16 protein-coding genes are annotated in these 16,070 nt (G+C 50.4%); 15 read left to right on the top strand and 1 reads right to left on the bottom strand.

Annotated features, from left to right (window positions below; translation table 11 throughout):
• From ABUA09_RS03295 to ABUA09_RS03235, 13 genes are all read left to right on the top strand, one after another.
• Nucleotides 1-2,193 (top strand): PcfJ domain-containing protein, encoded by a 2,193-nt coding sequence (locus ABUA09_RS03295; protein ID WP_044940758.1) that lies wholly within the window; start codon nt 1-3, stop codon nt 2,191-2,193.
• Between the two features lie 61 nt (nt 2,194-2,254).
• Nucleotides 2,255-2,737, top strand: a complete 483-nt coding sequence (locus ABUA09_RS03290; RefSeq protein ID WP_044940761.1) for a hypothetical protein — start codon at nt 2,255-2,257, stop codon at nt 2,735-2,737.
• A 12-nt stretch (nt 2,738-2,749) separates the two neighbouring features.
• Nucleotides 2,750-2,971, top strand: coding sequence for a hypothetical protein (locus ABUA09_RS03285; RefSeq protein ID WP_044940764.1), 222 nt, complete (start codon nt 2,750-2,752; stop codon nt 2,969-2,971).
• The gene (locus tag ABUA09_RS03280) at nt 2,968-3,288 is read left to right on the top strand and encodes a hypothetical protein (RefSeq protein WP_044940767.1); all 321 of its coding nucleotides are present in this window, start codon (nt 2,968-2,970) and stop codon (nt 3,286-3,288) included. The genes ABUA09_RS03285 and ABUA09_RS03280 overlap by 4 nt, the downstream gene beginning before the upstream one ends.
• A complete protein-coding gene (gene ligA, locus ABUA09_RS03275) occupies nt 3,288-5,309 on the top strand; it encodes an NAD-dependent DNA ligase LigA (RefSeq protein ID WP_044940769.1) in 2,022 nt (673 codons plus the stop codon). The genes ABUA09_RS03280 and ligA overlap by 1 nt, the downstream gene beginning before the upstream one ends.
• 327 nt (nt 5,310-5,636) lie before the next feature.
• Nucleotides 5,637-7,751: a hypothetical protein gene (locus ABUA09_RS03270; protein ID WP_058722707.1), complete on the top strand. Its 2,115-nt coding sequence runs from the start codon at nt 5,637-5,639 to the stop codon at nt 7,749-7,751.
• Nucleotides 7,748-10,207 (top strand): hypothetical protein, encoded by a 2,460-nt coding sequence (locus ABUA09_RS03265; RefSeq protein WP_044940835.1) that lies wholly within the window; start codon nt 7,748-7,750, stop codon nt 10,205-10,207. The genes ABUA09_RS03270 and ABUA09_RS03265 overlap by 4 nt, the downstream gene beginning before the upstream one ends.
• Nucleotides 10,208-10,221: 14 nt before the next feature.
• The gene (locus ABUA09_RS03260) at nt 10,222-10,854 is read left to right on the top strand and encodes a hypothetical protein (RefSeq protein ID WP_050001706.1); all 633 of its coding nucleotides are present in this window, start codon (nt 10,222-10,224) and stop codon (nt 10,852-10,854) included.
• 22 nt (nt 10,855-10,876) lie between these two features.
• Nucleotides 10,877-11,413, top strand: a complete 537-nt coding sequence (locus ABUA09_RS03255; RefSeq protein ID WP_044940837.1) for a hypothetical protein — start codon at nt 10,877-10,879, stop codon at nt 11,411-11,413.
• Nucleotides 11,414-11,415: 2 nt separating this feature from the next.
• Nucleotides 11,416-11,655: a hypothetical protein gene (locus tag ABUA09_RS03250; RefSeq protein ID WP_024729795.1), complete on the top strand. Its 240-nt coding sequence runs from the start codon at nt 11,416-11,418 to the stop codon at nt 11,653-11,655.
• A gap of 292 nt (nt 11,656-11,947) precedes the next feature.
• Nucleotides 11,948-12,280 carry a hypothetical protein gene (locus tag ABUA09_RS03245; protein ID WP_044940839.1) on the top strand — a complete coding sequence of 111 codons (333 nt, stop codon included), beginning with the start codon at nt 11,948-11,950 and terminating at the stop codon, nt 12,278-12,280.
• Nucleotides 12,281-12,475: 195 nt separating this feature from the next.
• Nucleotides 12,476-13,387: a ParM/StbA family protein gene (locus tag ABUA09_RS03240; protein ID WP_044940840.1), complete on the top strand. Its 912-nt coding sequence runs from the start codon at nt 12,476-12,478 to the stop codon at nt 13,385-13,387.
• A 5-nt stretch (nt 13,388-13,392) separates the two neighbouring features.
• Nucleotides 13,393-13,806, top strand: coding sequence for a hypothetical protein (locus ABUA09_RS03235; RefSeq protein ID WP_009257985.1), 414 nt, complete (start codon nt 13,393-13,395; stop codon nt 13,804-13,806).
• Nucleotides 13,807-13,839: 33 nt separating this feature from the next.
• Here ABUA09_RS03235 and ABUA09_RS03230 read toward each other — a convergent pair whose 3' ends face one another.
• A complete protein-coding gene (locus tag ABUA09_RS03230) occupies nt 13,840-14,175 on the bottom strand; it encodes a helix-turn-helix domain-containing protein (protein WP_009257986.1) in 336 nt (111 codons plus the stop codon).
• 103 nt (nt 14,176-14,278) lie between these two features.
• Between ABUA09_RS03230 and ABUA09_RS03225 the strand changes: the two genes are divergently transcribed.
• Together ABUA09_RS03225 and ABUA09_RS03220 are read left to right on the top strand one after the other, a co-directional pair.
• Nucleotides 14,279-14,863 carry an SLOG family protein gene (locus ABUA09_RS03225; protein ID WP_044940846.1) on the top strand — a complete coding sequence of 195 codons (585 nt, stop codon included), beginning with the start codon at nt 14,279-14,281 and terminating at the stop codon, nt 14,861-14,863.
• A 139-nt stretch (nt 14,864-15,002) separates the two neighbouring features.
• Complete coding sequence (locus ABUA09_RS03220; RefSeq protein WP_044940849.1) at nt 15,003-15,983, top strand: helix-turn-helix transcriptional regulator; 981 nt, start codon at nt 15,003-15,005, stop codon at nt 15,981-15,983.
• Nucleotides 15,984-16,070 lie beyond the last annotated feature (87 nt).

The raw sequence follows: 16,070 nt of genomic DNA, 5'->3' as shown, positions 1-16,070 counted from the left end.
TTGAAGAAATCTGTACTTCTGGCAATGCCGAAATTGACGGCAACGCCGGAGATGAAACAGGCAGCAATAGCGGATGAGCCGAAACAGCATGAAAGCCCCTATGGCTATCGCTATGTTGAACGGACCTACTATCCATATATGAACTGCGTCGTTCGGGATGGCATCCTCAAAGCGGCTTTTTATCTGCCGGAACATCTGCGGCTGGATGGCAACAATCCTGCTTATGAAGTGTTCCTTGACAAGAAAGCGCACCAGTTTCTGACTTACGACCATTTAGAGAAAAAATGGCGGGACGCCAAACTGGACAGGCTGAATTGGCCGGGTAGAAACTATTATGCCACCTGCTGGGCCAGCGAGAAAGATACTGCCATAGTACAGGACTATCTTTGTGGGGAACGCGGCGGTGATCTCGGTATCCTTGATTTTCAGAGAAATGTACGGGACGAACAGTTGGAGCAGAGACACAAACGAATTACCGGCGCGTGGGATCAGGATCTGGCTCAGGTGCCTGAGCTGCCCAAGGATTGGACGCGCTGGATTGATAAGGTAGCTGTACGGGAAAATTTCATCTTCTATCGTTATAAACGCGGTGGAGCCAAATCAGGGTACTGCACTTTTTGCGGGAAAGAGGTCCCTATATCCGGGCATCCATATCACAATAAGAAAGGACGCTGTGCCTGCTGCCGGCATCCCATTGTATTCAAAGCCCTGGGGCGCGCCGGGTATATTCGGACAGAAAAGGACTATGCTTATCTGATTCAGCGGTGCAAGGATGGCTTTGTTCTCCGTGAATTCTGGGCAGAGAGGACTTACTGGAAAGACAGTCTGCCCTCTGGAAAGCCTTACTGGCATGAGTTTCGCCGTTCGATTTATGACCGCAGTGGAGAAATACGCTCTTACTATTGGGGCGTGTATTGCCAGCGGGAAACACGCTGGATTTCCGGTAATCCCTGCTACTATAGTTACTGTGGCAATCAGACAGGCAGGGTCTATGGCAAGAGCCTTCCCTGCATGGAACAGAAGGAGCTGTTCGGCACTGGCCTTGTGCAGTGGATACGCACCCATCCGGTGACTGATCCGGAAAAGTATTTGGCTGTTTGGAAGCGGATGCCGAAGATGGAGCAGATTTGGAAGGCAGACTTGCCGAGGCTGACAAAAGAATGCTTTGAACATTGTGATTCTGTGCGGGAACGGATACTCTATCCAAATGAGACGCGACTGATTCGAGCATTGGGATTAGACGGCCCCAAATTCCGCCGTCTGCGGCAGATAAATGGCGATACGGAAGACCTGGCATGGTTGCAGCTTGAAAAGCGGACCAATCAACGCATACCGGATGAACTGTTTCGCTGGTTTAAAAAAGAACGGATCAGCGCCAAAGATATTCTGTTCATCGCGGACCGCATGAGTCCGATTCAGATCCGAAACTATCTGCAAAAACAGAAGCCGTATTTTGACGGAAGTTGTCGGCAGGCGTTGACCACATGGCAGGACTACCTTGCTATGGCAGAGCGTCTGCATATCGACACCAGCGATGAAATTATCTATCGTGCGCGTAAATTGCGTCAGCGGCATGATGAACTGGTTATCCAGTGTGAGGCTGGAAGCCTAGAGCTTCAAGCAGAGAACATGGACAAGAAGTACCCCCATGTTCGCTCCATCTGCGAGGAATTGCAGAAAAAGTATGCCTATGCAGATGAAGATTATCTGGTCATTGCCCCTCAAAATACTTTTGATATTATCAAAGAGGGACGGATGCTTCACCATTGTGTCGGGAATGACGGCGCCGGCGAGCGGTACTATGACCGCATCGAGCGCCGGGAGAGCTTCATCATGTTTCTGCGCCGAGCGGAGGAACCAGAAGATCCCTATTACACACTGGAGATTGAGCCGGACGGCACTGTGCGTCAAAAACGCACGCTGTTTGACCGCCAGCACGAGGACATCGAGCAGGCGACGGAATTTCTGCAGAAGTGGCAAAAAGTCATTGCGGCACGGCTCACAGGCCAAGATTTGAAGCTGGCCGAGCAGAGCCGCGTCCTGCGCAACGAAGAGTTTATCCAAATGAAGAAAGATCGAGTGGTCATCCATACCGGGCACCTTGCCGGCCATTTGCTGGCAGATGTGCTTTTGGCTGACTTGATGGAAAACAAAGAAGTCGTGCAGCAGCAGGAGCTCCCTGCGGCTGCATGATACAGGTACAATGGCCGGGCGTCCTTTGAGGGCGTCCGGCCAACTGTTGCAAGGAGGCTTTATGAGAAAAACATCTTTTGAGTACCACATCCACGGTTACCGCTATGCACCGGAGAGCTTCCACATCTATAAAGGACTGCCGGGGCAGGAAAAGACGGAACTCCCCCTGTCGGATGAGCAGCGTTATCAGATGGGGTATCTTTATCTGACGCAGGGCATCAAGAGCGCCGTAGACTATGTGAAGCATATCGAGCGGGAGCGGGAGCGCAAGTGCCGCCTGTATATGACCTACGGCTTTATGCTCAAAGAAAATCCGCGCAGTTATGTGTACTGTGCGGACCTGCGATGCAGGGAGAACGACCCGCTGGCGGTGCGCCTGCATACCCTGCGCGCATTCCGGGAGCATCTGGCCCAGAGCGGAGGCCGTATTGAGCAGAGCGTGGAGTGCGAACTGGATGGGCGTTACCGCCCTATCCATACGCGAAAGAATTATGTGACTGCGGACTTTGACCGGCCCATTGTGGTCTGGCTGAATATCAGATAGAAGGAGAAGAAAATGAAACAGATTGGAAATTTAGCAATCGTCTGCGCCCAGCGGCCTGATGTGTTGATGCAGATTTACGGTGGGACCGTGAGCATCCATATAGGTGAAGGGCCGGAGCGGGCCACTCTCTCCGCTGCGTGGGAGGATGACAACACCATTCAGGACATGATCAGGGAATTAAACTTTGGGCGTTATGCCGCCCATCCACGGAAGAAGGAAGAAGGTGCAGCATGATCAAAAATTTGAATCAGCTCAAACGCAGGCTGCGGCCGGGCACACGCTTGGAGGTCACCGGCCACTGCCGGCCCGGATGCATCGGCCAACTGCGGGAGGTCACATGGGTCAATACCCAGGGTGTTTACACCAAAATTCTCAATCCGCCCGATCCGCGCATCAATGCGGCAAACGATGGGCGGGGCTCCATAATGTGGTGGGGTGCAGCCAGCACCTGGTCATTTGAGGACGGCGTGTGCAGTTCATATACGAATCAAACAAAAACGGCGGAAACGCTGATTATGGCGTTCCGTGTTTTGGATGAGGAGGCGGCCTGATGGAACAGAATACTTTGAGAAAGCAGCGGGAACTGACCGACCGGCTCAACCGTTACCGCAACGAATACTATAACTACAACAATCCCAGCGTCAGCGATGAGGTCTATGACCGGCTCTTTGATGAACTTCACAAACTGGAACAGGAGACGGGCATCCAGATGTCGAACTCTCCCACTGTTACCGTGGGCTATCCCGTGGTAGGCAAGTTGGAGAAAACCGCCCATAAAATCCCGCTCCTTTCTCTGGATAAAGTAAAAAGCAGCGTAGACCTGTGCCGGTTTATGGGCGAGCATCAGGTGATGATCATGCTCAAGTTGGACGGCCTTACCATCAAACTGACCTATGAGAACGGCGAACTGGTGGAAGCGGCCACACGGGGCGACGGTGATGAGGGTGAGATCGTCACTCACAACGCCAGAGCAATCAGTGGGATTCCAGCTCATGTTCAGTACCCAGGGCGTCTGGTAGTCACCGGCGAGGCGTTTATCCGTCCCAGTGATTTTGAGCGCCTGAATACTTCGATAGTGGATGAGAATGGTGAAACCTACAAGAATGGCCGTAATCTGGCGGCTGGCTCGGTGCGCCTGCGGGATGCCGGCGAGTGCATGGAACGGTGCGTGACCTTCATGCCCTTCAATGTTCTGGAGGGTTTTGATGATCTGCCCCGCAAGTCGGAACGCCTCAAAGAGCTTCGGCCGCTGGGCTTTACCCCGTGCAAATATCTGGTGACGAAGCGGCCATTGACACAGGCGGAAACCGAGGACGGCATCAAGCAGCTGCAGCAGTATGCAAAAGACAGCGATATTCCCATCGACGGCATCGTTGTAACCTACAATGATATTGCCTTTTCCAAAGGCTGCGGACGCACAGGACATCACTATAAGGACGGGCTGGCGTTCAAATTTGAGGACGAGCTGTTTAAGACAACGCTTCGTTCCATCGAGTGGACGCCGGGACGGACTGGTGAGATTGCGCCTGTAGCCATCTTTGCTCCAGTAGAAATCGAAGGATGCGAAGTGACGCGGGCCAGCCTGCACAATCTGTCCTTCATTGAGGACCTGGAGCTGATGCCGGGCAACCGCATACTGGTCAGCAAGCGGAATATGATCATTCCGCATGTGGAGGAAAACATGGACAGGGGCGGTTTCAATCTGGAAGCGGCGTTCCCGCACCAGTGCCCCTGCTGCGGCCAGCCGACCCGCGTTCATGAAACCAAAGGGCGGGATGAAAACGGCAAGGAGCGGATCATCAAGACTCTGTTCTGCGACAATGCCGCCTGCGAGACACGGAAACTCAAAAAGTTTGTCCATTTTGTCAGCAAGAAGGCGATGAACATTGAGGGGCTGTCCGAGGCGACGCTGGAAAAACTGATTGGCCGTGGATGGATTCACAGCTATCTGGATCTATACCGGCTGGATCAGCACCGGGATGAAATTATCCGCATGGAGGGCTTTGGCGTAAAGTCCTGGCAGCGCCTGTGGGATGCTGTCCAGCAGAGCCGCAACACCACCTTTGAACGGTATGTGATTGCCATGGACATTCCCATGATCGGCAACACAGCCAGCGGTGTTCTCTGCCGGGAGTTCCATGGCAGTCTTGAAGAATTTCGGGACGCGGTTTATACGGGCTATGACTTCCGCCAGCTCCCTGATTTTGGAGAGACGCTGCACAACAATATCCATGAATGGTTCTGCAATGAAGAAAATTTTTGTATTTGGGAGGAATTACAGATGATGATGAACATCCAGAAGCCGGCCGCGGCCAACAATCAGGCAGTCGGCCAGGACACTCCATTTGCCGGGAAGAACATTGTGGTGACAGGCAAAGTAGAGCCCTATACCCGCGATGAGATGAACAGCCTGATCGCCTCTCTGGGCGCTGTGGCCGGCAGTTCGGTGAGCCGCAAGACCGATTATCTGGTCTGCGGTGAGAAGGCCGGCAGCAAACTGTCCAAGGCACAGGAGTTGGGCATTCGGGTGCTGACGCCGAATGAGTTTTTCAATATGGCTGGTGTGGCTTAAAAGAAAACAGGTCAAAAAATAACAAGGGAGAGGGCTGCGGGTGCGGTCCTCCCCTTCTTTATCGGCAAAGGAGATGTTTCAGCATGAAAGGCAGTTACTTTGTTCCGCAGGTGGGGCAGGTTTATCAAAACCGAAATGACAGGAGTTATCTATGCCTGTCTGTGGAAAAAAGGCCCCTATTAAACGATACCACCGCACAGATGCGGCGAACTTCTGATGGATGGACTCTGACGGCTCATGGTCTTATCCGTTATGAAGATGGAACGATTGAGTGGAATTACTCTACTGGAGGCAGATGGAGCGAATCAAAGTGAGGAGGGAGCGAAGATGAATAACGAATTTCTGCCAGCCTACAAGGTATATCAACAGGTCATTGATCTTGAACTGTACTATGCGTTTGTAGATCTTGTCGTACACACCTCTCAAGAAGAAAAAGCCTGGGAGATCTATCGAAATATTGTGGACACGCAAATCTGGCAACAAAAGGCAGAAGGACAGAATTATTTTGAAGCCTATAACCTCCGTTACCCCGGCGAGGTCCTGGAACGGTTTGAAGAGAAGCTGGGAAAAGATGTCCGCATTATTCGTGCGTTGGCGCTGGCACTGGGGAAAACCCGTGCGCTTCAGTCAGACAATATGTTTGTTGGAAATCAGCGCGGCAGTTTTCTCCAGATGATCCGGCGGACTTCCAATGGAGATGTGTACCTGCAAGGGGCTCTTTATCTGTTGGAAACAGATATGCCCCGCCGACACGCCCTGCTGGATGAACTGGCTGCCACAGAATATGCCAAGACCGAGGATGCCTTGTTTGTCCTGTCTCTGTTCGATGACCAGGAGGAAGGGTACCGCACTATGCACAGCCAGCTTCTCCGATTGCTGGGGAAAGAACGCACGCTTTCCCTGCCTGAAAACTGCGGCGTGCTGGAATGGCTGGTCCAGCATTATGCTCCGTATATCAAGTCGTATCGCGGAAAGTCAGATCTTGTTTTGCGAACACTGACGAAGTTTTTCAGAATGAACATGAAACCGGACAGCCGGGAGTTTTCAATCCTGACAGATGCCGGCTACAGCGGTGAGGAAATTATACTGACCAATTCCCTTTGTGTGTGGGCAGACAGAATCCCGGACAGGATCTCCTGGAACGGGACCACCGCAGAAAAAATCGCATCGGCGTGCTGCCAAATGCTCTTAAACCAACCGGATGGACTGTCGGAAGGGCTCTATGCCTATGTTGGATGGTTGTTTGGCCGCTATGAAAGGTTTGCTGTCCAGTACAATGGGTATCCAAATCTCTGGGAGGCGATTAAAAAAGAACTCATACCATCCGCACCACAGACAATGATCTGGATGCTGAAAACCGTCAAAAAGGAATTCCCGTATCGCTTTGACGCCTTTGACCCCCAGTACGATATTCTGGCAAAAGAAGTGCCGCAAGGCGATTACTGGGAACTGTTTACAGATCAGATGCTCTGCTCTTGTGGAAAAACGCCAATTATTCAATGGCTGGCAAGATACCGGGAATTAACGGGCGCTGATTACTGTGATGGCTTCCAGGAATGGCACCGTTCCTCCGATAGAGCTTTTGCTCTGCTGGTAGAGAGAAAAGAAATCCGGCTGTGGCAGTTTTTTGAACAGCATCAGGAAGACGGCCCCTCTGCGCAGTCGATGAAACTGCTCTTGGGATATGCCATGAATATCTCCAGCTGGCAGGGCTTCCGTTTTGTCCGGCGTCTGCTGCAGAAATACACTCCAGTGCAGCTCCAGAAGTTTTTTGGGGAGCGGTTTTTCTTTCATGAACTTTTTGTAAGGGGTAATCGGTACAGCAGCAGAGACTATGAGTTTTTTATCAAACGCTCTTTCCTGACAGAAGAGCAGCATCGGCAGCTCTTTGAATGGATCGAGGCTTCTTTTTTCCAAATGGAGCCGAAATGCTATCAAGAGTTTATCTGGTGCGCTTTACAAGATTCGGATGTGCAGCGGCTATACGACAGGCGGCTGCTTGCGTCCGTTTTGCGAAGCCTTTTATCCAGCGGGAAGTACACAGGTGGCCGTGCGGACCATCTAAAGGAAAAATTCTACAGTAAGGAAGAGCTGGAAGCCGATCAAAAAGCCGACGCTGAAAAAGCGGAACGGGAGGAACGCCTTCGCCGGGAGCAGGAGCACCAGAAGAAATGCGAACGGTTGGAGCAGACCTATGACGGTACGATGTCTTCTCTAAAAGAGTTTACAAAAAGTTTCTATTACGACAGGGATGTGAAAGAAGCCCTGGATATGGTGTACGAAAAGCTACGGGAACAGCCTGCGGGCTGCGCGGCGGCATTTGCAGCGGACGAATTAGAACAATTTTTCAAGTTGTGCGGTGATTTGGCACGATACAATCCAGGAGACGAACAGAAAATTTTGAATATGGCAAGAACAATGATGGGAGGTCTTGCGGCATGATCTATGCGGAAAAGCATTTATCTTTGTTGTCCCGAATGGGGCGCGATGGGCTGCAGCTGCGTTTCACTGGAGAATTTCCAGAAGAAATACTGGATCAGACCTGTAAAAAAATCGAAGATATGGGTCTGCAAGAGCAGATTCGCAAGGAAGAAGCCACGCAAATCCAGAGGGAATTGATTCAAGTTCCAGAATTTGCGGAATTATATCAGGCTCTGTGCGCACATGGAATAGCGGTATCTGTTATTCAGACGATGCTCCATGCGGCAAGCAGCTATCAGGAGCACTTGTCCCAATATCCGAAGGAGCAGGTGCTGGAGGCGGCGGTGCTGGATCTCAAGCCTTCCCTGAAATTTGAGTACATGAAACACTACCAGCCGCTGGTGCGGTATGAAGAAGAGGAGCAGGCCGTCGCAGACAACCTGGATACCTTCCCTGTTCTGGAGTGGCAGGAAATCTCTCCGCTGACGGAACATCAGCGTTCAATGATGCGTCTGCCGTTTCTTGGCACTTATCTATTCAACTGGCACGACCATGAGCGGAAGGCTGTAGAGCTGTTGGAGCAGAATCTGCCCCTCCAGAAAATCCTGATGATGAACTATGTGTGGGGAGTGGAGTTGTTTCTGGATGCGGACAGTCTGAAAAATCTCAAATGGCTGCAAATGCCGGATGTAGAAAAATTCCGCCGGCTGATGGAAGCCTTCGAGTATGATGCGGAAGATTTATCGGAATTCTGGACGCTCTGGCTGGAAAACCGGGCCGGACAATATGATGTCGAATGGTGGCTGAGTCAGCTGTTGCCCATCAGCAAAGAGCGGCGGCAGAAAATCCTGCAAAGCAGGCTGAGTTATCTCAATGCCCTTTACGCTGGCTGCCTTCACATCAATTTTGAACAAGTAGAGTATTTTCAAGTCCAGCTCCTTATCTATGCGGTGGAGCATAAGAAAAAGCATTTTTTGAATCTGGTGAATCAGAACAGCGAACTATTTTTCTCGCTGGGGCGGTATTCGCTCTTATTTGTGAGTGGCTTCTGCGAACGCTGTAATCTCAATTCACTGACGGTTAAGAACTTAAAGGACAGTGATTCTATTGAACGGACAACCAGCTACTTTGAACTTTTGGAAGAGGGCCAGCAATATACCTTTGAGGAACTGCGTCTGCTGTGGCACCAAGAGGAAGTATATGTAAGACTGTACGCCAAACTCTCCCCGCTCTCCGTGGACCAGAGGATGCTCACGATCCGGCAGCTGATAAAGCGGGATCTTGTCAGCCAGAATATCGGAGATGAGGCGCTGGAACAGGTAACTCAATGCTTGCTGGAAAAGCCGTTTGGAGCTTGGTATGAGAAAGATTTCGGGCATATCCGGGGACTGACGCGGCAGACTGCAATGCTTATGCTGCAGCACTATCCGGAGATTCAGGCATTTATCCCGGAATTTCGGGCAGAGGCGGATGCGGTTTTCGCGGTCAGCAACGCTTCCAAGATCACAGGCTTTTCAAACTGGAGTCAGGTGTGCGGCTCAATACTGGTTACCGATCAGAATTGGGCCTATCTGAAAGAAAACATGGGATTTTCCGAGGAGTTCGTCCGCGAGTATCAGCCGGGGATTGTGAATTTCCTGCTCCGGGGCGGCAGCTCGATGGTCCGCCCGCTGTATAACGAATTGCAGTATAGGAACGAAAGTGAAAAAAACTGCGAGGCGCTCCGGCGTATTGTACAGGCAGAGCTGATGGGCCAGTTCTATAAACTGAAATACTTTGCTGGTGATTTAAAGCAGGAAATCCATTACCCAATTCAAGAGGCGCGGGAAGATGTCTGGAAACAGAATCTCTCTTTGACCAGACTGGGCCTTATGGCGAAAGAGGTGGATGATTTTTACCACACAATCCGCATGGGCGAGCTTCCGCACTTTACCTGCTTATCCTGCTATCAGGGCAGCCAGAGGGACTGCCTTTTGGCCGCATTCGATAGCAACAAAAAAATCATTCTGGTTTACAAAGACGAGAGCGTAGTAGCACGGGCGTGTCTCCGGCTGACGAAAGGCTCTTTCCAGCAGCCATCAACGCTCAATTTTGAATTTGCTGATCTGTCCAAAGAAGATGTTCCCACAGGCAGTCACGCATACAGTGAGAAGCTGGTGCTGTTTCTGGAACACATTTATACCTCTGGATTGAAGAAAAGTGAAGAGACGGCGGCAAAAGAAATGGTAGTGGCACTGGCAACGCAGAAAGCGGAAGAACTCGACGCAGTTGCGGTGCTGTCAAATCAGTATCGCGGATGCTATCCCAGTGGGCGGTATGTCAGCGCCCCAATCTATATCTACATCTCAAAGTCCAAAAATGGGCGCCAGTATCTTGATTCTCTGGGAGGCGCTGCAGTGACTTTGGCAGAGGAACAGTATAAGCAAGAATCGTTTTTGGTAGAACGGGCCGCACTGGACCGAGCCCATGCGGCATGACAGGAGGTTTCTTTATGATGTTTGACAGTGTTTTGGTAAAAGTATCCTGCAGTGAAGAACTGCTGTATCTCCACACCATATCCCGGAGGCATAAATCCCCGTACCGCTTTGCAATCCTGCGTGATACGCTGGAGCAGTTGGAGCGGGAGCCGGGGCGTCAGATCATCGTGGCTGACTGCGGCTGCTATGCCGCCCTTCGGCTCACACGGGCACTGGACGGCGAGATGCTGGTGATCCGCTTTTCCTGGCTGCAAAGCGCCGGCGCGGACAGTTTGCGCGGCTACGAGGAGTGGGTGCGGCTGCCCTACCGCCGCTTCCACGAGTGTGTGGAGGCCGGGACGGATATGGCCGGATGGAACTGGAGCCAGCTCTCCGTGCCGGAGAAGGTGACTCGCCGCTTTGAATTTCACAGCAGGCAGAATCTCCATCAAATCGCCCAGCGGCCGCTCCTGCGGCACAAGCTGGGGAAAACTCTGGAACACCATTTCCAGTGGCGGGATGCGGAGAAGATCCTCATTTATGATGACGGTGCGCCGTACAGCTTCTTCTTTGAAGAGGTCACGCCCCGGGGCACGGGAATCTGCGGCGGCATCATTCTGCATGGTGCGGATAACCTGCAGAAAGCCCAGTACAGCGTCCACACCTAATTATAACAGGGAGGTACATACCATGACGATCATTAAAATAAATGGCGGCTTCTGGGGATGGGAGCCAATAGAGACGCTGGAGCGGCTTTATCCGCTGTTTGAACAGTACACATTGGACCCGATCTATGAGTGGTACGGGAATTTTGTAAATCGGAAGCCGGAGTGGCAGCGGTCAGAAGAGCGTCAGGCTTATCAGGGCTGCACGGTAATTTCGGGACGGTTTCTGCATTATGGGAACTTTTTCTATATCGTCACCGATGAGGAAGAACTGATCCAGCGTTTTGAGCGCCTGGTGGCGGACAACAAGGCCACACAGGCATACCAGGACGAGAGGAAAGTCTGCTTCCCGTGCAGCGAGTGCAACCAGTGGTCGGCTGCCAGCGGGCTCTGCGGACTGACTGGCCGTTATAGACAACCCCAGTGGGAGTGTTTTGCGCGATATGTTCTGCCGAAGGGGAAAGTCGAAGGTGACGGCGCAAATATGCGCATTGAACTTCCGATCCCGGAAAAGGCAGGAAAGAAAGCGGTGCTTATCGACCGCGGCCAATGGGAGGTTTAACAATGGATTGGAGCAAAGTCCACAGGAAACTCGCTGGCCGCTTCAGGCTTCTGGAGCGTCGAAATGAGGATGGAGATTGTGTGATCCACTGTTTCGGCTCTTTGGGCCAAACGGGAGTGAATAACGATGATGTTCGCTATATATGCGGCTTCTATAGTCTTCCCTATAGAGAGGACTGGCGCAGAGAAGAAGCCCGCGATGCCGGCGACAGTTTTTATATCCTGATTAAGACGGATGACTGAAAAGTGCTTTGTCTGCCCTTATCAAAAGCATAGGGCAGAATCCGTGTAAATTCGTAACAGGGCCGGGCGGAGGAAAATTCCTCTACCCGGCCCTTCTTTTTGGGGCTGACATGGCCCGTGTCAAATCAAGCGAAATCATTTTACGGTATTTCATAATCGGACGGCCGTATGCTCTTTTGGTCTCAATTTTCTATTATACTTCGACCTCATCTTCTTGTGTTTTGATATGCTGTGTGGTACTCTTTTACCATACGCACATCTTATTTATGCACAAAGGAAAGGTGATCTTAAAATGGCAGAAGCCGAGAACAAGCGTCAGCGCCGTACCCCGCAAGAGAGAGCGAATGAACTGGATGAAAAAATCACGAAGATAAATCAGTCCATCAATGAGCTGGAGGAGAAAAAGAAAACTGTTGTAGAAGAGTACGATGCGAAGATCACCGCAGCAAAGGAACGCATCAAATCTCTGGAGGCAAAAAAGCAGGAGATCCTTGCTCCCAAGGCTCCCCGAAAGCCCCGTAAGACGAAAAAGCAGAAAATTCAAGAGATTGTGAAGCTGGCAATGAAAAATGGTATGTCGGTAGAGGAAGTCGCCAGCCAGCTCCATGTGGAAGTTGAAAGCTAAACAGTTTTGATAGAAAAGCAGCATCGCCTCGAATGTATCAGGACGATGCTGCTTTTTATGGTGCAGGCCGACTATTCCACGCCCCTGATTTTTCGATGATACCGTTGTAGATAAAAACTTTCCTGCTTTTTTGTTGAGAAAGGCGTCATACAGGCGTAAAGGATATGTATAAAGCAAAAAAGGAGGCAATTATCTATGTTAATTGGTGTCGATCATGGCAACAAACAAATCAAAACCGTTCATGGCGAGCCCTTTGTGTCTGGACTGCAGCAGAGCCTGACCCGGCCGTTCGGCCAGAGCCTGCAATACTGTGGTACTTATTACACACTGTCCAATGAGCGTATTCCGTTCCACAAGGATAAGACGGAGGATGACCGATTTTTTGTCCTTACACTGATTGCTATTGCAGAAGAGATAACCGCCCGGGGAATTGGTGAAAAAGAACAGCAGCACATCCAGTTGGCTGTTGGTCTGCCCCCGGCACATTTTGGCTCTCAAGCAGAGAAATTCACCGTCTACTTTCAAGGCCGCGGGCTTGTTGAGTTTATGTATGGAGACAAACACTACACCATCAGCATTGAGGATGTGGCCTGCTATCCCCAGGCATACGCAGCTGCGGCCACAATGCTGCACGCCCTGCTGGATGACCCAAAGGCAGTCGTATTGGATATTGGAGGCTTTACAGCGGATTATCTGTTGTTGAAAAACGGAAAAGCCGACCTCGCTTCCTGCGATTCGCTGGAAAACGGCGTTATCCTGTTATACAATAAGATCAGGTCCAGAGGAAATGCAGAGCTGGATTTGCTGTTGGATGAGGGCGATGTGGATGCCATCCTCATGGGCAGACGGACACAGTACCCGGCCGAGGCCGTACAGCTTGTGGAGCGACTGGCGCAGGAGTTTGTCAACGACTTGTTCAGCACTTTACGAGAGCGGATGTTGGATTTGCGCTATTGCAAAGTGGTGTTTGTGGGCGGCGGCGCTATTCTGCTGCGCCGGCAGATCGAGGATTCCGGCAAGGTGGGAACGCCTCTGTTCGTCACGAACATCAACGCCAATGCAGCTGGATTTGAATACCTGTACCGGCTTGAAACAGTGGGCAGGTGACAATCATGACGGCCAAAAAAGAAAGGGGGCGCTTCTCCCTGCGGTTCAATATCGGTGACCCAGTGCAGCGAGCCGCAGTTGAACTGCTGGAACTACAACCGCCCCACAGTAAAGCCCAGTATATTGCAAATGCGCTTGTGTACTATAACACTCATTTTTCTGACGATCCGCAGCCGTTAAAAGTGCCAGCCATTGACCGTGCGGCCATTGAAGCGATAGTGCGAGAAATTATGCGTCAGGATGAGCAGGCTTCGGATAAGGCAGTTTCGACCGGGGAATCCTCTCCTCCAAAGAAAAATAAAATAGCCCTGCCGCCGCAGGAACAGACGACAGAGCCATCAGAGGGAGCATCCGAAGTTGATGATATGACCCGCAATCTGATCGCCAGCACCATGGCGGCTTTCCGTAGAAATGGCTAAAAAAGAGGTATGGGAGCGAAGCTGTGCCGACTCTCATACCTCTTCCTTTTCCTGTATGGCAGCAATAAAGTGATCGATAATCTGTTCCAAGTGGCGGTATTGGCTGGGTGTCAATGTGGAAATCTTCTGCTGGAGCAACGAAGTGTCTGCTTCAAGAATTTTACCACGCAGTAAATAGTCTGCGCTGATGCCAAGTGCTTCACAGATCTTCAGCATGGTTTCCGGGCGCATCGCTTTTTGCCCCATTTCCGCATACGAGATGGTTTGCGATGTGAGATGCGTCAAATTTGCCAAAGTCTCCTGTGTCATATTTAATTGTTTTCTTCGCTCCAGAATCCGCTGGCCCATTTCTTTCAAAAGCTCACTCATTCGCAATCCTCCATACTATAGTTACATTTTATCCACTATAGCATGAAAAATTAAGCGACTATGGTTGAGTTTAATCAACCATAGCATATATAATGATCGTAAGATGAAAAATTTGGAGGAAAAACAAGTGAAAATATGTTCGTGTGCGGTGATTGGTCAACACCCTACCCGCTTCAAATTCAAATACAATGAATATATGACCTCATGCAAGCGCATAAAAAAGCGGATGCATGATGTATTTGTGTCACTTTACCAGCGCGGTGTGCGCTGCTTTTTCGTTGGGGGCGCTCTGGGAGTAGACATGTGGGCAGGCGAAATCCTGTTGGATATGCAGCGCCAGGTAGAATATCGGGAATTGGATGTTGTGATGGTCTGCCCCTTCTCCGGCCATGATGTCCGATGGGACCCAAAGAGCCAGGCACGGCAGCGAAAACTCCGAGAGGGCTGTGCCAAGGTGCTGATGGGATCAGAACACCCAGGAGCCGAAGGGTATAAAAAACGCACGGAATATATGATGGGGCAGGCCGACTATGTTGTAGCTGTTTATGATAATGATCCGAAACATTACAGCGGAGTGGAGACAGCGATAGGGATCGCTGAAAAAAGAAACTTGTCAATAGTGTTGATTCATCCAGACACAGGAATTATAAACATAGTAGATCATTACAGAGAGAGGCATACGGATTAGGCAAAATATGTTACTGTTCTCCAAAAAACTAAAAAGGTGTGCGGTTTTGGTAATACGAAGCCACCTTGACTGTCGAGGAAAAATCGGGTATCATCTGATTAGCGATAGCTAACTTGGACGAGTTAGAAAGAGGTGGGTTATGTCACATAGCAGTCTATATCTTACCAATCTTTATAACGATTTGATAACCAATACCCCTCAGACAATCACTATGGACATTCCTTCAGAAGTCGGGCAAGGCCAAATTTCTCAAACAAAAATCAAGCACGGCGTTATCCTCTCAGACTGGAAAATGTGCTATCAATCCGATATGAATGTGCAGGGTCCTGTTAGTGGAGAATATATGCAAATCATTTTCTGCCTGAATGATGGAATTTCATGGGGGATAATGAATGAGAATCGTTCTATTACTATACAGAAAAATGAGTCTTGTATCTATGCTGGACATGATGGCACAGAATACATCTGCTACAAAAAAGACAGTAACTTCTCATTCAAAAGCATTAAAATCCCAATTCCCTACTTTTCACAACTCCTTGCTGATTACTTTGACGGACAGGAAATTACAGTCTATGAAAAGAAGCTCCTGAATGGTATTGCCAAAGTCTCTGTCACACCAATTATGGAGCAAATACTGTCGGAAACAAGCAAATTTTCTCAATACCGCGGGGGGCTGGGCTATCTCTATTTGGACGGCAAACTGTTGGAGCTGCTGTCCATCTATCTGGGAGAAGTTTTGGAATTGGACATTCTGATGGGCAAAAATATTTCCATGTCCCGGACGGAGCGGACTGCCATCATGGAAGCGAAACGGATCATCGACAGCCAGCTCGCCTTTGCCCCCTCTTGTGAAGAACTGTCTCAACAGGTACATCTGAGTCTGACCAAGCTGACACGGGGATTCTCTTCCTTCTACGGTATGCCGATCCATCAATATGTTATTGAGCAGCGATTGACACAGGCGGCGCAACTGCTGTTAGACGGAGACTGGAATGTGGGGGAGGTCGCTGCGATTGTAGGGTATGGAAAACCGAGCAACTTTGCGGCGGCCTTCAAGAAAAAATACGGTGTTGCACCCAAACATTACAGGGAGACACGCTTCAACCACACAAAGCAGTGACCTTTAACTGCTTTTGGGTGAAAATGGGCAGGTTTTGGGTCGAATTAGAAAGGCATAACTGATACAATATGCGTTGAGGTTAGTAAG

Source organism: Intestinimonas sp. RTP31139st1_F5_RTP31139_211217, from assembly GCF_040226735.1.
Classification (GTDB): Bacteria; Bacillota; Clostridia; order Oscillospirales; family Oscillospiraceae; genus Intestinimonas; species Intestinimonas butyriciproducens.
The sequence above is the reverse complement of the archived record's forward strand: the minus strand, read 5'-3'. Positions and strand labels throughout refer to the sequence as shown.

What these genes read in the sequence shown, in the direction of transcription:
- ABUA09_RS03285 (WP_044940764.1), top strand. Translation starts at nt 2,750, where the DNA reads ATGAAACAGATTGGAAATTTAGCAATCGTCTGCGCCCAGCGGCCTGAT.
- ABUA09_RS03270 (WP_058722707.1), top strand. Translation starts at nt 5,637, where the DNA reads ATGAATAACGAATTTCTGCCAGCCTACAAGGTATATCAACAGGTCATT.
- ABUA09_RS03245 (WP_044940839.1), top strand. Translation starts at nt 11,948, where the DNA reads ATGGCAGAAGCCGAGAACAAGCGTCAGCGCCGTACCCCGCAAGAGAGA.
- ABUA09_RS03240 (WP_044940840.1), top strand. Translation starts at nt 12,476, where the DNA reads ATGTTAATTGGTGTCGATCATGGCAACAAACAAATCAAAACCGTTCAT.
- ABUA09_RS03290 (WP_044940761.1), top strand. Translation starts at nt 2,255, where the DNA reads ATGAGAAAAACATCTTTTGAGTACCACATCCACGGTTACCGCTATGCA.
- ABUA09_RS03235 (WP_009257985.1), top strand. Translation starts at nt 13,393, where the DNA reads ATGACGGCCAAAAAAGAAAGGGGGCGCTTCTCCCTGCGGTTCAATATC.
- ABUA09_RS03220 (WP_044940849.1), top strand. Translation starts at nt 15,003, where the DNA reads ATGTCACATAGCAGTCTATATCTTACCAATCTTTATAACGATTTGATA.
- ABUA09_RS03230 (WP_009257986.1), bottom strand. Translation starts at nt 14,175, where the DNA reads ATGAGTGAGCTTTTGAAAGAAATGGGCCAGCGGATTCTGGAGCGAAGA.
- ABUA09_RS03260 (WP_050001706.1), top strand. Translation starts at nt 10,222, where the DNA reads ATGATGTTTGACAGTGTTTTGGTAAAAGTATCCTGCAGTGAAGAACTG.
- ABUA09_RS03255 (WP_044940837.1), top strand. Translation starts at nt 10,877, where the DNA reads ATGACGATCATTAAAATAAATGGCGGCTTCTGGGGATGGGAGCCAATA.
- ABUA09_RS03265 (WP_044940835.1), top strand. Translation starts at nt 7,748, where the DNA reads ATGATCTATGCGGAAAAGCATTTATCTTTGTTGTCCCGAATGGGGCGC.
- ABUA09_RS03280 (WP_044940767.1), top strand. Translation starts at nt 2,968, where the DNA reads ATGATCAAAAATTTGAATCAGCTCAAACGCAGGCTGCGGCCGGGCACA.
- ligA (WP_044940769.1), top strand. Translation starts at nt 3,288, where the DNA reads ATGGAACAGAATACTTTGAGAAAGCAGCGGGAACTGACCGACCGGCTC.
- ABUA09_RS03225 (WP_044940846.1), top strand. Translation starts at nt 14,279, where the DNA reads ATGAAAAATTTGGAGGAAAAACAAGTGAAAATATGTTCGTGTGCGGTG.
- ABUA09_RS03250 (WP_024729795.1), top strand. Translation starts at nt 11,416, where the DNA reads ATGGATTGGAGCAAAGTCCACAGGAAACTCGCTGGCCGCTTCAGGCTT.